Consider the following 14,912-nt stretch of genomic DNA (forward strand, 5'->3'; position numbering starts at 1 on the left):
GTGTGGCCATCTACTTCCTGGATATCCCGAAGCGCAATGTGAAATTCCACTGGGACTATGCGGGCACCTTCCTCATGATCGTGGCTACCACCTCGCTGATTCTGTTCACCACCTGGGGCGGATCACGCTATGAGTGGTCTGATCCGATCATCCTGGGGCTCATCGCCGCCACCGTGATCGGTGCCATCCTGCTGGTGATCGTGGAACTGCGCGCCAAGGACCCACTGGTTCCCATGGGCTTCTTCAAAAACCGCAACTTCACCCTCACCACCATCGCCGGGCTCATCCTGGGCGTGGCGATGTTCGGTGTCATCGGCTACCTGCCCACCTATCTGCAGATGGTCCATGGCATCAACGCCACCCAGGCCGGCTACATGCTCATCCCGATGATGGTGGGCATGATGGGCCTGTCCATCTGGACCGGTATGCGAATCACAAAAACCGGACGCTATAAGTGGTTCCCACCGATCGGCCTGGCCATCACCTTCGGTTCCCTGATCATGTTCAGCACACTCTCTGTTGAGACCACGCTGTGGCAGATCGGTTTCTACCTGCTCACCCTGGGCATCGGCCTTGGTTTAGCCATGCAGGTGCTGGTGCTGGTTGTACAGAACACCCTGCCCATGGCCGTGGTCGGTTCGGCAACAGCGGTGAACAACTTCTTCCGCCAGATCGGTTCCTCCCTGGGATCAGCCCTGGTGGGTGGCATCTTCGTAGGTAATCTCAGCACCCTCATGGGTGAGCGGATGCCTGTCGCTGTTGCTGAGTTGCCTGCCGAAGAGCAGGCAGCACTGGCAGCCTCCGGTGGTCTGGATTCCAATGAAATGACCCCAGCTTTGGTCAATGAACTACCACCGGTACTTCATGAGGCCTTCGCCGGTTCCTATAACGATGCTCTGACTCCGGTGTTCACCATCATGATGCCTTTGGTGGGTATCGCCTTTATTCTCCTGCTGTTTGTCAAGCATGAGAAACTACGCGAAACCACCACTGATGAATCAACGGCAGCGCTTTAAAAAGTTCTGAACAACAAAAAGACCAACCCGAAAAGGGTTGGTCTTTTTCCTCGTCAAGCGAGCTTTTAGTCGAAGATAACCGTGCGGTTTCCGTAGACCAGGATGCGGTCCTCCAGGTGGAAACGCAGGCCACGGGCCAGCACCTGCTTCTCCGCGTCACGGCCGACACGCTGCAGGGCAGTCGGGCTGTCCTTGTGGGTCACGCGGATGACGTCCTGCTCAATGATGGGGCCATCATCAAGATCAGGGGTGGCGTAGTGGCAGGTGGCACCGATCAGCTTCACACCACGGCTGTGCGCCTGGTGGTACGGACGTGCACCCATGAAGGACGGCAGGAAGCTGTGGTGGATGTTGAGCACGCGACCAGCCCACATCTCGCACAAGTCCGGTGGCAGAATCTGCATGAAGCGTGCCATCACGATGGCATCCGGGTTGAAACCGTTGACGATCTCCGCGACCTCATCAAAGGCACGGCGCTTGCCCACGGCATCCTTCGGGAAGGGGACGTGGTAGAAGGGCACACCGTGGTTCTTGGCGATGTACTCCAGGTTGTCATGGTTGCCGATGACTGCCGCGACTTCCATGGGGTAGTCATTCTCCGCGACACGACCCAGCAGGTCATGCAGGCAGTGACCTTCCTTGGACACCAGGATGACAGCCTTCTTCGGCTGGGCAGTGTCAGTGAACTGCCAACGTGCGCGGGGGCCGAATTCTTCCTCGGCGAAAGCGGCGAACTCTGCGCGCAGCTCGTCGATCTCAGAGCTGATGGATTCAGCGCGTACAGCCTGGCGGGTGAAGAACCAGTTGCTGTCAGGATCTGTGAAATACCCGGCCTCTGTAATCCAACCCCCACGCTCGGCAAGGAACGAAGACAGCTTGGCCACGATCCCTGTGGAGTCGGGGCAGCCGAAGGTGAGCACATATTGGCGCTCTTCAGGCGCCGTGCCTGGACGGTTTCGGATTTCAGTAAAACTCGGGGTCATTGCACAAATTCTACTGATTATTCCCCGGTTTCCTAACCAGGGGTCTGGTATAGGCGATCATGGCAGGTTCTGGGTGTTTCCTTGTTGTGAGGGAGCGTGTGTGGCTGATGCCTGGCTGATGCGCCGCTTACGTGTTGGGCGGGGGTTGGTTAGGCTGTCCATTATGAGTATTTCCCGGGCCGAGATGGCCGCGATCCTTGACTACACCCTTCTCGGACCAGAGGTCACCGCTGCTGAACTGAAAGACTTCATCGCTGATGCCCTGGAGCTGAAGGTGGGAACAATCTGCGTGCCCTCCAGCATGATGAACAACACCAAGCAGGCGCAGGACGCCGGCCTGAACATCGCCACCGTGGCAGGTTTCCCCCACGGCAAGGTCTCCCCACTGGTGAAGGCAGCAGAAGGACGCCTGGCCGTACAGTTCGGTGCCTCGGAGGTTGATGTGGTGCTGGATATCGCTGTGGTTAAAGCTGGCGATGAAAATGCCTTGCTTGCTGAGATGGTGGCCATCCGCGAAGCCATCCCCACACCGGTGAAACTGAAGTTCATCGTGGAATCCGCCGTGGTGGATGCGGCTGCGTTGAAGGTGGTCACTGAAGCTGCACGAGCGGTGGGTGCTGACTTTGTGAAAACCTCCACCGGTTTCCACCCGGCCGGTGGTGCAAGTGTTGAGGCGGTCGCAGTGATGGCTGCAGCTGCGGACAAAAAGATCGGGGTGAAGGCCTCCGGCGGGATCCGGACCTGGGAGGATGCGATAGCCATGGTGGAGGCTGGAGCCACCCGCATCGGAACCTCCAATGCGCGCGCGATTTTAGAAGGCGCACCGGCTTAAAGCCCGGCTTCTTATGCCCCCCTTGAGCTGGGAGCTTAGTTGCTGTATTCGCAGTCAAGCACCTCCATCAACATGACCCGAGGCGCACCAGCCCGGGCCATGGTCTCGGTGTCATAGCAGGGATAACCGGTGTTAAGGGACTCCCCAGCTGCGGGGTAGACATCCCATCCTCCGTTATTCCACTGGAAGTTACGGACGTAGTCGGTCTGGGCCTGGCCACCACGTGCCCAGCCTTCATCGCAGAACATCACGGTATCCACAAAGTCATGCCCGCTGTCTTGGAAGGTGGTTGCTTCACAGGCATCGGCAGGTAGTTCAGTAGGTGGGCTGGGGGTGTTGGGATCACTGGTGGCGGGCTCTGTGGGGTCGGCAGTCTCTATGACAGTGTTGGTGACCGTCGCGGTGTCCTGCTCTGATGGGGACACCACGCTGGTTTCGGTGAAGCTCTGGACAGGAGTTTCCTCCACGGTGACGGTGCTGCTGGGTGCTGCAGCACCATTATCCTCAGCGGGATCCTCGCCGATATAGCTCCAGATGAGCAGGGCTACGGACACCACGGCGATAACCGCCAGGGCAGAAGCAAGAATGGTGATCGTCCGGTTCTTCCCGGTGACGTCATCCGAAGTGTTGTCCGGTTGTTGAGAAGTCATGATGGTGATGCCTCGATTTTAGGGACAGTGTTATCCCTCATCGTGGCATGAATTCCCGCCCAGTAGGATAAGTTTTCCTAAAAAACATCAACGCTGGCTCAGAGGGTGTCTGAGCCAGCGGCTGTTGTGTATTTTTCTGAGGGTGTTAACGCTTAGGTTTTGGAGAACCGTGCGATCGCATCGGAGACTTCCTGCAACTTCTCATCCAGTGCTTCATCACCCAGTACTGCAGCGTCTCGGACACAGTGACGCATGTGATCATCCAGGAGGCCGAAGGCCACATTCTTCAGTGCTGAGTTGATCGCGGAGATCTGCGTGAGGATATCGATGCAGTACTGCTCCTCATCAATCATCCTGTGGATACCTCGCGTCTGGCCTTCGATGCGTTTGAGGCGAGCCAGGTAGCGTTTCTTTTCCTCGATATAGCCGTGGTTGTGTTCCTGGCCGCCACAACAGTTCTCTGCTGGGGCTTCCGCTGGGGTTGGGGTGGCGGACTCAGGTGTCACAGCTTGTTCGGATGTGGTCATGGTGAGAGGGGTCCTTCCTGGTGGCTGGAGTTGAATCCGCGCAGACGCAGTGAGTTGGTGACAACGAAGACGGAACTGAAGGCCATCGCCACACCGGCCAGCATCGGGTTGAGGAAACCGATGGCTGCCACCGGGATGAGTGCAATGTTGTAGGCAAAGGCCCAGAAGAGATTGCCCTTGATGGTACCGAGTGTGCGCCGGGACAAGCGGATCGCATCCACAGCGGAGCGTAGGTCATTGTTCATCAGGGTGATGTCAGAGGCTTCAATGGCCACATCTGTGCCGGCACCCATGGCCAGGCCCAGATCAGCCTGGGCCAGGGCTGCGGCATCATTGACACCGTCACCCACCATGGCCACGTTCTTGCCCTGCGCCTGGAGTTTTTCCACCACCGCGACCTTCTCATCCGGCATGACCTCAGCAATGACATTGGCTGGATCAATACCGACCTCTGCGGCCACGGCCCTGGCTGCACCCAGGTTGTCGCCGGTGAGCAGCATCGGGGTCATACCCAGTTCCTTCAGGCCGGCCACTGCTGCAGCTGATGTCTCCTTCACGGTGTCACGCACTGTGATGACACCAGCATTGGCACCATCGATCATGACCACCACCGGGGTGCCACCCTCGTTCTGGGCGTTGGTGAAGGCATCTGCGAGGGCACTGGCAAGCTCCTGTCCCGGGCGGCCCACGGTGACGGTGCGGCCAGTGACCATGCCGGTCACCCCACGTCCGGCGGTGTTCTGGAAGTTGCTGACCTCCGGCATCGGGCCCTCATGTGCCTGGGCAATCGCCTGGGCGATGGGGTGTTCAGAAGCGGACTCCACAGCAGCGGCAAGCTTGAGAACCTCATCGCGTTCAAAACCGGCCGCTGCGGTGACGTCCGTGACGGACATGACGCCCGCGGTGACCGTACCGGTCTTGTCCATGACGATGGTGTCCACCTTCTTGGTGGATTCCAGGATCTCCGGGCCCTTGATCAGCAGACCCAGCTGGGCACCACGGCCGGTACCCACCAGCAGTGCCGTTGGGGTGGCAAGGCCAAGCGCACAGGGACAGGCGATGATGAGCACGGCAACCGCAGCGGTGAAGGCTGCGGCAAGACCGTTATCGGTAAAGATCAGGTGACCGCCCAGGGTGAGGAGGGCAATGACAATAACGGTGGGCACGAAGATCTGGGAGATCTGATCCACCAGACGCTGGACCGGTGCCTTCTTCGACTGGGCATCAGTGACCAGACGGGCCATCTGGGACAAGGTGGTGTCAGCACCGACGCGGGTGACCTCCACCATGAGCCGACCAGAAGTGTTCAAGGTGGCGCCGGTGACCTTGGAGCCCCTGGTCACCTCCACCGGGATGGATTCGCCGGTGAGCATGGATTCATCCACTGCTGAGGAACCTTCGGTGACCACACCGTCGGTGGCGATCTTCTCGCCGGGGCGGGTGATGAAGATATCGCCCACCACCAACTGGCTGGCCGGGATGCGGACTTCCTTGCCGTCACGGATCACGGCGGCATCCTTGGCACCCATGTCCAGGAGTTTGCGCAGGGCCTCTGAGGACTGACCCTTGGCCTTGGTTTCAAACCAGCGTCCCAGCAGCAGGAAGGTGATCACCACGGCCACGGTTTCCAGATAGATTTCATCCATCGTGGAATCGGTGGGGAAGAGGTGCATCTCCATGGTCATGCCAGGTACTCCGGCATTGCCTAAGAAGAGCGCCCACAGGGACCAGAGGAAAGCCGCTGTGGTGCCCAGTGACACCAGGGTGTCCATGGTGAAGGAACCATGACGCAGATTGGTCAAGGTCGCTTTGTGGAAGGGTGCGCCACCCCAGAAGAACAGTGGGGTGGTCAGGGTGAGTACTGCCCACTGCCAGTTGTTGAACTGCAGCGCCGGGATCATGCTCAGTGCCACGATCGGCACGGTGAGCAGTGCGGAGACGATCACACGGAATTTCAGGTCAGCTGCTTCGGCGTCACGGGAGGCATCAATGCGGTCCTGGCCGGAAGGTCCCGAAGGGGCAGCGGCTTCTGTGGATTTACTTGCGGAATCATCCGCGTTGCTCATGGCGAAGGAGCCATAACCGGCGCCTGTCACGGCATCCAGGATGTCCTTCTCCGACACGGAGTCAGGATCGTATTTCACTGCGGCAGATTCAGTGGCGAAGTTGACTGTCGCTTCAACGCCATCAATCTTGTTGAGTTTCCGCTCAACGCGGGCCGAGCAGGAGGTACACGTCATGCCAGTGACGCCGAGGTCCAATTCGACCAGATTCAGGGCCGTTGGTATGCCAGCCATGGTTATCACAGTCCTTATTCATATGGTTCTTGTTTATTTATCTCAACTCCACCATATACCCCATGGGGGTATATGGCAAGGGTGTGGCAGGGGAGACGAATAACAAAAAGACCAGCCCAAGGAGAGGAACCTTGAACTGGCCTGTGCGGGGAGGGGGGACGGCTAGCCCACGCTCTCCAAGGTGCGCACGTTGATGTTCTCGCCGGTGAGATTGATATCCAGACCGCCTTCGGTGACATCGATGCTGGAGATCTGCAGGCTACCAGCCACCTCATTGACCTGGGACTGAATACCATCGGTCAGGGCCTTGGAAATTTCCTCCGGAAGGTCAAAGCCGAGCAGCTGAGAATCCAGAACCTCAAAGGCCAGCTGGCCATTGAGTACCAGCGGGCGCAGGTTGGCACGGGCCGCGCCATCGGTGAACTCGACTTCGATGGCCTGGGTGTCCGTATTGGAGCGGATGCCGGTGATCTTGACCAGTTCCTGCATCAGGCGGGCAGCAAGACCATCGCCCTGCTCCTGTGAAGCTTTGGCCATCTCTGCCTGAACGGTGGCCAGGATGAACTCATCAGAGACGAATGTGGTCAGATCCAGGTGATCTGCCACCGGGTTGTTGAGGTCCGCGATGCTTAAGCCCGTGAGCACCACGGTTGCCTGCGGGGTACCGGAGATCTCCGGAACGGAACTGCCATCACCGGGATGAGTGATCTTGATGGTGTCCGGGGTATCCACCGCAACATGCTTGATGCTGCCCTGGGCCAGCCCCAGCAGCAGTGGAGAGGAGCCGAAGGAGATCGTGGGGTCTTCCTCCACAGTGATGCCCTGCTGGGCAACCTGCTCTGAGAACTCATTTTTCAGCTCACGGCCGATGAACCAGCGCAGGCCGAATTCAGCGACGAGCAAGAGCACGAGGAGGATCACCACGATGGTGATCAGAACTTTGGGGAATACTGATCTGCTTGATTTAGCCACGCCCACAAGTGTCCCTTATAAACCGCAGGGATGAAAGACACACCCCGCAAAAGTAGCTACCAGGTTGCTGTCAGCAACCTTAATCCGGTGACACCACAGACCAGGGCACCGTGAGCAGGGCATCGCCGACCCGGCGCCGGGATACCTCAATCGGCCAACCCTGCTGGATCATCATCTCCCGGGCTTTCTCCCAGCGGACGCGGGGGCCATAGGGCTCCCAACCGGCAGCATAATCCCAGGCGGTATCAGCAGCGGTGAGGAGAGTGTGGATCTTCTCCCCTGGCACATTGCGTTGGATGAGCACCTTGGGCAGACGTTCGGCCACATCAGAGGGGCGGGTGACACCCCAGGGGTGCCAGGCAAGGGTCAGGGTCTGTGGGCCCTGTGCATCCAGCAGGATCCAGCTGCATCGACGACCAATCTCATCGCAGGTGCCCTCGATGAACACCCCGCCAGGTGCCAGGCGGGAAGTGACGGTGTTCCAGGCGTCTTCCACCTGATCCACGTCATATTGACGCAGTACATTGAAGGCACGCACCACCTGTGGGGTATAACCGGCCAGTTCAAAACCACCGAGTTCGAAGCTGACACCATCTTGTGGGGGCAGCACCCGCTCGGGGTTGATCTCCAGGCCGATGACTGTGGCGTCGGCACGCATCCGGTGGATCCAGCGTCCCCATTCCACAGTGGTGGTGTGGCTGGCGCCGTAGCCGACGTCGAGCACCACGGGGGAGGGGGCGTCGCTCAGTAGTTTGTGAATGCGGGAATGGTGAAGGCACCACCGGTCGAACCGTCTGAGACGGTTGACTCCGGTGGTGCCTCGGGTGATCACACCGATTGGCTTACCCGGATTTGCCTTCGCAAAATCGGCGCGCAGATTGTGGGCGTGATCGGCCATTTAATGAGAGAGCTTCTGGTTTAGAGGTTCTCGGTGATCCACTTGTCGGTCAGGGCGCCTTCGTTGCCGAAGAGATCGCCGAGTGCGTCGGCAACCTTGGGCTCGATGGCAGGTCCCATGAACGGGATGTTCACGGACACCTCGTTGTTGTAGACCAGGGTGGTGGAGACATCATCGCCGGCGAGGCCGATGGTGCCCTTGAAATCAACGGGGGTGCCCTTGACATCGGCGTTGTAGTCGATGGATGCGGCACCGTCGGCAAGTGCGCTGACGTTGATCACGCGCTTGACCTTGAGGGCCTGGCTGATCATGGCGCGGACTGCCTCTGGGAGGACCTCAAGTGGAAGGACCTCGAAGAGGGTGACTGCTGCGCCGCCGTCAGCCTGGTTGAACTCATTGACCTCGCCTGGTTCAGGGGAGAGGTGCTCTGCAATATACGCCCAGTATTCCTGAGTGGTGAAGGCCTTGTGGACCTTCTCAGCGGGCTGGTTGATCGTTACGGTGTTTTCTGTACGCGTTGCCATGAAGATAAGACTACCGTTAGTGGGGTGTTGGATTCATCGCTGACCCAGGAAATCGCCGCAATCGACGGCGCAGAACTCGATCCGGACGTGACGTTCGCGGATCTCACCACCTTGCACATCGGCGGAAAACCCCGGTTGGCAGTGCGGTGTGCATCCCTGACGGCGGTCACGGAGACGATTAGAAAACTTGATGAGGCCGGGGTGGAGCTGCTTGTCGTAGGCGGCGGCTCCAACCTCGTTGTTGCTGATGGTGACCTTGATCTGGTGGCCGTGATCATCGAAGCCGATGAGGTGACCCTGCACCTGGACACCGGACTGGTTGTGGCTGAAGCCGGTGCGGAATGGGATGATGTGGTCTCACTCTCCGTGGACGCAGGCCTGGGAGGCATCGAGTGCCTGTCCGGAATCCCCGGATCTGCTGGAGCCACCCCAGTGCAGAACGTCGGTGCCTATGGGGTGGAAATCTCTGATGTTCTCACCCGTGTGCAGTTGCTGGAGCGCGCCACCGGTGAGGTGGCATGGGTGTCCGCTGGGGAATTGGAACTTGCCTATCGCTACTCCAACCTGAAATTCACCAACCGTGCCGTGGTGCTGGCCATTGAACTCCAGCTGCGGGACGGTGGGATGTCTGCCCCCTTACGCTTTGGTGAACTGGCCCGCCGACTGGCCGTCTCCGAAGAGGAAAATGCCGCAGGGGAAGTCCGCCGACCGATCGCGATGGTGCGTGAAGCTGTTCTGGAACTCCGCCGCGCCAAGGGCATGGTCGTGGAAACCACCGACCATGACACCTGGTCCGCCGGTTCCTTCTTCACCAACCCGATTGTTGATTCCGCTCTGGCAGATGCTGTGCAGGCGAAGGTTGCTGTGGAACGTGGAGAGCAGGAGGCAGCAAGGATGCCGCGGTATGCCGCTGGCTCGGGTTCAGACCAGGAGAAGCTCTCGGCTGCCTGGCTGATTGAACGTGCAGGCTTCACCAAGGGCCACCCCGGGCCCAGTGCTGCAGCAGGCCTGAGCACCAAACACACCCTGGCACTGACCAACAGGGGAGAAGCCACCAGCACCGATCTCGTGGCACTGGCACGGGAGATCCGCGCGGGCGTTTTTGCAGCCTTCGGCGTGACCTTGGTTCCGGAACCTGTGTGGATCGGCGTCAGTATTGATTAAAGCTCTTGTGGCTGCCGGATATGAGGATCTGGCCTCCCTCAATGGCGTGGACTACGCAGAGCTCATCGCCCTGGCAGGTGTGGGACCACGAATCCTGGAACGGGTACAGGAACAACTGGTAGCGCAGGACATGTCTCTGGGTGGGCAGATTCCTGAGCTGCCATCCCGTGGCGCGATTATTCGCCCTGGTCACACCGGTGTCACTGCCTCAGATGTGAAAACACACATCACCGCTGTTGACCCCGTGGACTTCATTGATTCCCTGGACACCCCGCGCCGGGTTGCACACGGGCATCTGCTTTTGGAGCTGTTCAGCCGTGTTACCAGTGCGAGCCCGAAGATGTGGGGGCCCACCATGATCGGATACGGCGAAGTCCACTACACCTCCCACACAGGGCGTGAAGGCGACTGGTTCCAGGTGGGCTTCAGCCCCAGGAAAGCCAAAATCTCCCTCTATGGACTGGAGGGAGATGAAGAACTACTGGCCAAACTGGGCAAACACACCCGCGGTGCGGGATGTGTGTACATCAATAAGCCGGAAGATGTTGATCTGGATGTGCTGGAAGAGATGGTGCGAGTGGCCTGGGTACAGGGGGCAGGGGAAATAGAAATATAGACGATGCCCCACCTTGGAACACTAAATTTCCACAGGACGGCACTTTAAGAGAACTGCCTGTGCATAACTATTATGATATGTCTGTTGGACTGTCATTTCAGAGTGGGTTACCAACTAGTCGCTAACCTTGCTCAAGCATCATGCTGGTTTCAAGGTGTCCGCCATCCGGGCAGGTCCGCCCCCTCTTCTTAGATACACATCTAGGGCTTCAACGAGTGAACGCAATAAGTTCAGTGCGGCTACCAGCATTAAACCGTTGCATCAGATTACTGACTGCTCTTTTCACTGAGGAGGTAGAAACTTCCAGACCTTCTGCGATGGCTGCATTACTTTTACCTGCATGGAGCAAAGCTAAAACATCCTGCTCCCGCAAGGGCAGCGAATCAGTGACAGCAGCAGGCTGGAGGAGGTATTTCTTCAATCCTGTCGCTGCTGCGGGGGAAATAGTGGTGCCTCCATTCGCAGCATCAATGATGGCAGCACAGATATCCTCCCGGGCAGCTGTTTTAAGTAAAAACCCATGTGCACCAGCATTGAGCATGCTCACCATGACGTGATCATCTATAAAAGATGTGAGTGCCAGAATTCTGCAATCATTGTGGAGGTCTGCTACTTTTCTGGTGAATTTCAACCCGTCCATCACCGGCATACGAACATCGCATAACACCACGTCGACCACAATTTTTTCTAAAACCTGCAGTGCTTCTTCACCATTGTCAACAGTCGCAACAACAAGAATGTCTTCATGAGGTGCCAGATAAGCCCGCAGTGCATCGCGGAAGAACTCTTCATCATCAACGATGAGGACATGCAGTGGGTAACCGGCTGCCATGATTATTTAGCCACCCGACAATGAGGAAGAAGAGGCGCGGTATCGCACAGCCAACCTTGACCGTTGACAATCATTAAGAGGCTGATGAAGGTATCCATGAATTTTCCTTATTTCTCAGTGGTGATGGGCACGGACAAGGTTATCTGCCAGGTGTTTGGGGTAGCGGTGATGTCGGCGAATCCACCCACATCGGCCATCCGTGAGGTCATACTTGTGAGACCGATTCCCCGGGTGGCGGAATCCTTTGCCTTATAAGAAGAGGTCATTGCCCGTTTATTGACTATGCCGACAGCTATGTAGGTGGGATGGGTATTAACCGAAATTACTATCGGTGAATTAGGGGGCGCATGCTTCACCAGATTGGTTGTTGCCTCATTAAAGGCCAATGCGAATGCTGCTTCCACGGAACGGGGCAGCCGGTGATCAAACCGCACATTCTCAACAGTGATGTTATAACCAGATTTTTCCAAAAGAGTGACTGCAGCAGTAATGGTCTCGGTGATGGAGTCAGCGTGCCATACCCCGAGCATGCTCGTTGTATCTTCCAGGTTGGTATCAATGAGGTGATTGACTAACTGGTGCAGATCCGACACCGCCGTCTTCCCAGTCTCGGTGATGGTGCGAAGTTGCTGGCCAAGCTCAGGATCAGATGTAGACATTTGAGCAATTTCTGCCTGCATAGTCATCATGGTCAATGAACGGGCGACACTATCGTGAAGATAGCAGGATATACCAGTGGTGAGTGCATGCTCCAGCTTTTGTCGAGCCAGTTGTTGTTGGCGATGAGTCCGGGCGGAAACAAACCGTGCATGGCCAACGGCACTGGCAACCATAATTAGTGCTCCCTCCAGTACTAATGATGGAAGCAAGTCTGCGCTGAACAAGGTATCTACGGAGATGAAATATGCCAGAACTAACCATTGAATGCTGAGTACGGTGGCGCTCACCCATCGTTTAATGGCTATGGCGTATTCAAGGGCGAGATAGAAAATGAAGCCGGATAGCAGCAGATGATCGATATTACCTGACATCCATAAGCCTGCGATGGCCACAAGCGGGAAGAATGCAGCTGGAGCTGCAAAGCGCAGTAAAGGGATTATGGCAACGATCAGCAGCTGGGCAATAACATTGAGGACTGTTGCCCCGTCAAAAATCAGGGATAACGCAATCAGAACCAGTCCCAAAATGCCTTCAGCTTTCCCATTTTGCATTAATGGAAAGAAAGCATCTCTGATCTGGCCAGGGACCATTCCCCTCCCCCTCACTTCTTAACGCACATGCAGGTTCGTACTCAACTGGTCAGCCTATTCCACCACCACCCGGCTATGTGAAGAGCACAGTGACGCGCCCTCATTCACCCATGAAAACAACGTCACCGAGCCAAAAGGTATCCCCTTAGTGAGGGATACCTTTTAGATACTCTCTCGCATTGAGACCACTGTTTTCAGCTCTCCTTAGAAAACTGAATCAGAAGACTTAATCTCTAACTGATACTTGTTGGAAATGAAATTCAATGGGTGTTGAGACTACACAAGAATAGGATTTTTATGTCGAAAGTAGTTACCCGCTTCAGCACCATCGCACTAGCTTTCATGCTGCCTTTGGCTTCAATGTCTGCGGTACAAGCCACTCCTGCTGAGTTTTCCCCTGAATCAGTATTTACGGAAGAACTGAGCGAAGAGCAGCTGGCCGCAGCACAAAAGGAACTGTCAGTGCTCTTTACCGAGGTCCTGACAGCAGAATCTGGTAAATGGACGGTCAATGAAGACGCTGCCATCAAGCACGGTGTCAGTTTAGAGGATGCTTATAGCCTCGCGGGGGCGTTAACTGAACCAACAATCTCCACACGTCACGCAGTGAACACAAAAGAATATCGGGACTGCGTAATCAACGCCACCGGGCTGGGCGCTCTGGTGGGAGCAGCTGGTGGAGGCGGTTCACAGATTGCCTATTTGATCGCCGTGAAGAACTGGAAGGATTTGGCATATGTCATCGTTAAACTGGTGGGGGTCAATGCCGTCCGAGGAGGCGTAGCTGGTCTGGCTGTCACGCTCGCTGGAGCTGGGGCCTGGTGCGCCACCCCATGGGCTCAGTAGGGTTTGGTTATGTTTCTAGCTAATATTTTTAGGCCACCACAGGCAGCTCGAGATGCAGCTAATTTTGTCAGCAGGTATCTGTCGGATAAAAGTGCGGCGGAGTACTTCAGCGCTCCAGAATTCAAGAATCTCCATCAGCTCGCCCAGAATTCAACCTGGGATAAAGTTGCCGCCGAATACCGGGAGATCACAGGTGTGGACCTTAAAACCAGTGTTATCGCTGCGCAAGTTCTTATCAATCTCAAAAAGCAGAATGCCCTGTAGCGTTAAAGGGAAGACTGTGCCCCCCGCAGATGAACCCCAAAAACTGGTTCTACAAGGAAGGTATGCCATTTTCCGGGGAAGCGGAACGGTATCGCAGAGCATGCTTGAAGCAGATGTACTTTGAGCTTTCTTCGATGAGTGTTTATGGCATCACATTCGAAAGCCGACAGACAGCTCAAAATAGGAAAGATATTGAGCACATTGTTGCCCTTGCAAGGGCAGGGACAGTGCGCAGGCAGAATGTTGCAACATACCCGCGGTGGATACCTGATGTTGTTTTAGGTGCGCTTAACTTCAGTGTATTTAGGTGAAGAGCAGTACTGAGAGAAGCTACATGACAAGGTGGTCCCTCACCGGTCCACCCGATCTGGCGAAGACCCTGGTTACAGCCGCCCAGCTGGGGGCCCAGGGTCTTCTTTCGATCCTGTCGTAACAGGTGGCAATAACTCAAAAATAGCGCTAAATGAAACTTAGTGGAGATCTTGCTGGGTTTCATCTCGTGAATCTTTAGGTTTTTCGAACTCTTCTCCACTCAGGAAATCATCCAGTGAGATCCGTTGCCGGTGATCTTCCCGGAGAGCTTCGCGCAGTGCTTCCATATCAGCCTGGCGTTCTAACTCTTCCAGGGATATCTCGGGCAGGTTTTCATTGAACTGGTCATCGTCTCTATCCTGCCAACCCACCTACCTCACATTCGGTAGAGGTTTTCAGCTTTTAGAAACCCATGCCAGACCCCCGTGAAGCCTGCTGCCAACAAAGATTCCCTCACAGACCAAGTTCTCTCTGAAATAACCTTCAAAAAGGCTGTTTTTCAGCCTTTTTCTCAACAGAACTTGATCTGTGAGGGATCAGCGCGAATCAGAAACCTTCGGCTTCCAGAAGTCAATGCCCCACAGTGAAATCTTGCAGTACCAGAGCATCTGCTCAGAGTACTTCTCGGAGGTCTCACCCTCTAAGCGGGGATCATCCTCAGCCATCTGGGCCATGGAATAGATGGCATAGAACCAGGTGCCGGCATTGAGCGCCACCGCAGCCAAGAGGCCAGGCCAGAACCCCAGCCAGCTGGGAAACACAGCAAACATGAGCAGCGCCACCCAGTGCAGATAGCCCAGCCCGGCGCGGTCGAGGAAGAATTGGTGCGCGCCCCAGACTCCGGCCCAGACGGCGATTTTGTAGGCGCGGGATTTGCTACGCGCAATAGGAACCCCTTCGATATCCTCCTCGGTGAGGTCGAAGGGGCC

General features: G+C 56.6%; 17 protein-coding genes. 6 read left to right on the top strand and 11 right to left on the bottom strand.

Annotation, left to right across the window (positions count from 1 at the left end):
• On the top strand, positions 1-1,016 hold a 1,016-nt coding region (locus Q0M74_RS08405), incomplete at its 5' end, for an MFS transporter (RefSeq protein WP_293953359.1).
• Positions 1,017-1,081: 65 nt separating this feature from the next.
• Here Q0M74_RS08405 and purU read toward each other — a convergent pair.
• A complete protein-coding gene (gene purU, locus Q0M74_RS08410) occupies positions 1,082-1,999 on the bottom strand; it encodes a formyltetrahydrofolate deformylase (RefSeq protein WP_293953361.1) in 918 nt (305 codons plus the stop codon).
• Positions 2,000-2,162: 163 nt separating this feature from the next.
• On the opposite strand from purU, the gene deoC reads away from it, so the two are divergent.
• On the top strand, positions 2,163-2,831 hold the full coding sequence (gene deoC, locus Q0M74_RS08415; protein ID WP_293953363.1) for a deoxyribose-phosphate aldolase: 669 nt from the start codon (positions 2,163-2,165) through the stop codon (positions 2,829-2,831).
• Positions 2,832-2,866: 35 nt separating this feature from the next.
• On the opposite strand, the gene Q0M74_RS08420 is transcribed toward deoC, so the two are convergent.
• The 6 genes from Q0M74_RS08420 to Q0M74_RS08445 form a co-directional block, all read right to left on the bottom strand.
• Positions 2,867-3,481, bottom strand: a complete 615-nt coding sequence (locus tag Q0M74_RS08420; protein ID WP_293953365.1) for a hypothetical protein — start codon at positions 3,479-3,481, stop codon at positions 2,867-2,869.
• 152 nt (positions 3,482-3,633) lie between these two features.
• Positions 3,634-4,008, bottom strand: a complete 375-nt coding sequence (locus Q0M74_RS08425) for a metal-sensitive transcriptional regulator (protein ID WP_293953367.1) — start codon at positions 4,006-4,008, stop codon at positions 3,634-3,636.
• Positions 4,005-6,305, bottom strand: a complete 2,301-nt coding sequence (locus Q0M74_RS08430; RefSeq protein ID WP_293953369.1) for a cation-translocating P-type ATPase — start codon at positions 6,303-6,305, stop codon at positions 4,005-4,007. The genes Q0M74_RS08425 and Q0M74_RS08430 overlap by 4 nt, the downstream gene beginning before the upstream one ends.
• A 162-nt stretch (positions 6,306-6,467) precedes the next feature.
• Positions 6,468-7,277 carry a DUF2993 domain-containing protein gene (locus Q0M74_RS08435; RefSeq protein WP_293953371.1) on the bottom strand — a complete coding sequence of 270 codons (810 nt, stop codon included), beginning with the start codon at positions 7,275-7,277 and terminating at the stop codon, positions 6,468-6,470.
• Positions 7,278-7,356: 79 nt separating this feature from the next.
• Positions 7,357-8,175 (bottom strand): class I SAM-dependent methyltransferase, encoded by an 819-nt coding sequence (locus tag Q0M74_RS08440; RefSeq protein WP_293953373.1) that lies wholly within the window; start codon positions 8,173-8,175, stop codon positions 7,357-7,359.
• 20 nt (positions 8,176-8,195) lie between these two features.
• Complete coding sequence (locus Q0M74_RS08445; RefSeq protein WP_293953375.1) at positions 8,196-8,699, bottom strand: DUF2505 domain-containing protein; 504 nt, start codon at positions 8,697-8,699, stop codon at positions 8,196-8,198.
• Positions 8,700-8,723: 24 nt separating this feature from the next.
• Here Q0M74_RS08445 and Q0M74_RS08450 point away from each other — a divergent pair, with 24 nt between their 5' ends.
• Together Q0M74_RS08450 and Q0M74_RS08455 are read left to right on the top strand one after the other, a co-directional pair.
• Positions 8,724-9,863 carry a UDP-N-acetylmuramate dehydrogenase gene (locus Q0M74_RS08450; RefSeq protein WP_293953376.1) on the top strand — a complete coding sequence of 380 codons (1,140 nt, stop codon included), beginning with the start codon at positions 8,724-8,726 and terminating at the stop codon, positions 9,861-9,863.
• On the top strand, positions 9,856-10,479 hold the full coding sequence (locus Q0M74_RS08455; RefSeq protein WP_293953378.1) for a DUF1801 domain-containing protein: 624 nt from the start codon (positions 9,856-9,858) through the stop codon (positions 10,477-10,479). The genes Q0M74_RS08450 and Q0M74_RS08455 overlap by 8 nt, the downstream gene beginning before the upstream one ends.
• A 208-nt stretch (positions 10,480-10,687) precedes the next feature.
• Here the strand turns inward: Q0M74_RS08455 and Q0M74_RS08460 are convergent, their stop codons facing one another.
• Both Q0M74_RS08460 and Q0M74_RS08465 read right to left on the bottom strand, forming a co-directional pair.
• Positions 10,688-11,311 carry a response regulator transcription factor gene (locus Q0M74_RS08460; protein ID WP_293953380.1) on the bottom strand — a complete coding sequence of 208 codons (624 nt, stop codon included), beginning with the start codon at positions 11,309-11,311 and terminating at the stop codon, positions 10,688-10,690.
• Between the two features lie 107 nt (positions 11,312-11,418).
• Positions 11,419-12,561, bottom strand: coding sequence for a sensor histidine kinase (locus Q0M74_RS08465; protein WP_293953382.1), 1,143 nt, complete (start codon positions 12,559-12,561; stop codon positions 11,419-11,421).
• A gap of 297 nt (positions 12,562-12,858) precedes the next feature.
• Between Q0M74_RS08465 and Q0M74_RS08470 the strand changes: the two genes are divergently transcribed.
• A complete protein-coding gene (locus tag Q0M74_RS08470; protein ID WP_293953384.1) occupies positions 12,859-13,407 on the top strand; it encodes a hypothetical protein in 549 nt (182 codons plus the stop codon).
• 9 nt (positions 13,408-13,416) lie between these two features.
• Positions 13,417-13,671: a hypothetical protein gene (locus tag Q0M74_RS08475; protein ID WP_293953386.1), complete on the top strand. Its 255-nt coding sequence runs from the start codon at positions 13,417-13,419 to the stop codon at positions 13,669-13,671.
• A gap of 470 nt (positions 13,672-14,141) precedes the next feature.
• Here Q0M74_RS08475 and Q0M74_RS08480 read toward each other — a convergent pair whose 3' ends face one another.
• Positions 14,142-14,354: a hypothetical protein gene (locus Q0M74_RS08480; RefSeq protein WP_293953388.1), complete on the bottom strand. Its 213-nt coding sequence runs from the start codon at positions 14,352-14,354 to the stop codon at positions 14,142-14,144.
• Positions 14,355-14,519: 165 nt separating this feature from the next.
• The coding region (locus tag Q0M74_RS08485) for a hypothetical protein (RefSeq protein ID WP_293953390.1) at positions 14,520-14,912 on the bottom strand (393 nt) is incomplete at its 5' end.

The organism is uncultured Corynebacterium sp. (assembly GCF_945649885.1).
Lineage (GTDB): Bacteria > Actinomycetota > Actinomycetes > Mycobacteriales > Mycobacteriaceae > Corynebacterium.

Bases quoted from the DNA above. Each gene is read 5' to 3' on its own strand.
- purU (WP_293953361.1), bottom strand. From the start codon at position 1,999: ATGACCCCGAGTTTTACTGAAATCCGAAACCGTCCAGGCACGGCGCCT.
- deoC (WP_293953363.1), top strand. From the start codon at position 2,163: ATGAGTATTTCCCGGGCCGAGATGGCCGCGATCCTTGACTACACCCTT.
- Q0M74_RS08475 (WP_293953386.1), top strand. From the start codon at position 13,417: ATGTTTCTAGCTAATATTTTTAGGCCACCACAGGCAGCTCGAGATGCA.
- Q0M74_RS08470 (WP_293953384.1), top strand. From the start codon at position 12,859: ATGTCGAAAGTAGTTACCCGCTTCAGCACCATCGCACTAGCTTTCATG.
- Q0M74_RS08460 (WP_293953380.1), bottom strand. From the start codon at position 11,311: ATGGCAGCCGGTTACCCACTGCATGTCCTCATCGTTGATGATGAAGAG.
- Q0M74_RS08430 (WP_293953369.1), bottom strand. From the start codon at position 6,305: ATGGCTGGCATACCAACGGCCCTGAATCTGGTCGAATTGGACCTCGGC.
- Q0M74_RS08465 (WP_293953382.1), bottom strand. From the start codon at position 12,561: ATGGTCCCTGGCCAGATCAGAGATGCTTTCTTTCCATTAATGCAAAAT.
- Q0M74_RS08445 (WP_293953375.1), bottom strand. From the start codon at position 8,699: ATGGCAACGCGTACAGAAAACACCGTAACGATCAACCAGCCCGCTGAG.
- Q0M74_RS08425 (WP_293953367.1), bottom strand. From the start codon at position 4,008: ATGACCACATCCGAACAAGCTGTGACACCTGAGTCCGCCACCCCAACC.
- Q0M74_RS08440 (WP_293953373.1), bottom strand. From the start codon at position 8,175: ATGGCCGATCACGCCCACAATCTGCGCGCCGATTTTGCGAAGGCAAAT.
- Q0M74_RS08420 (WP_293953365.1), bottom strand. From the start codon at position 3,481: ATGACTTCTCAACAACCGGACAACACTTCGGATGACGTCACCGGGAAG.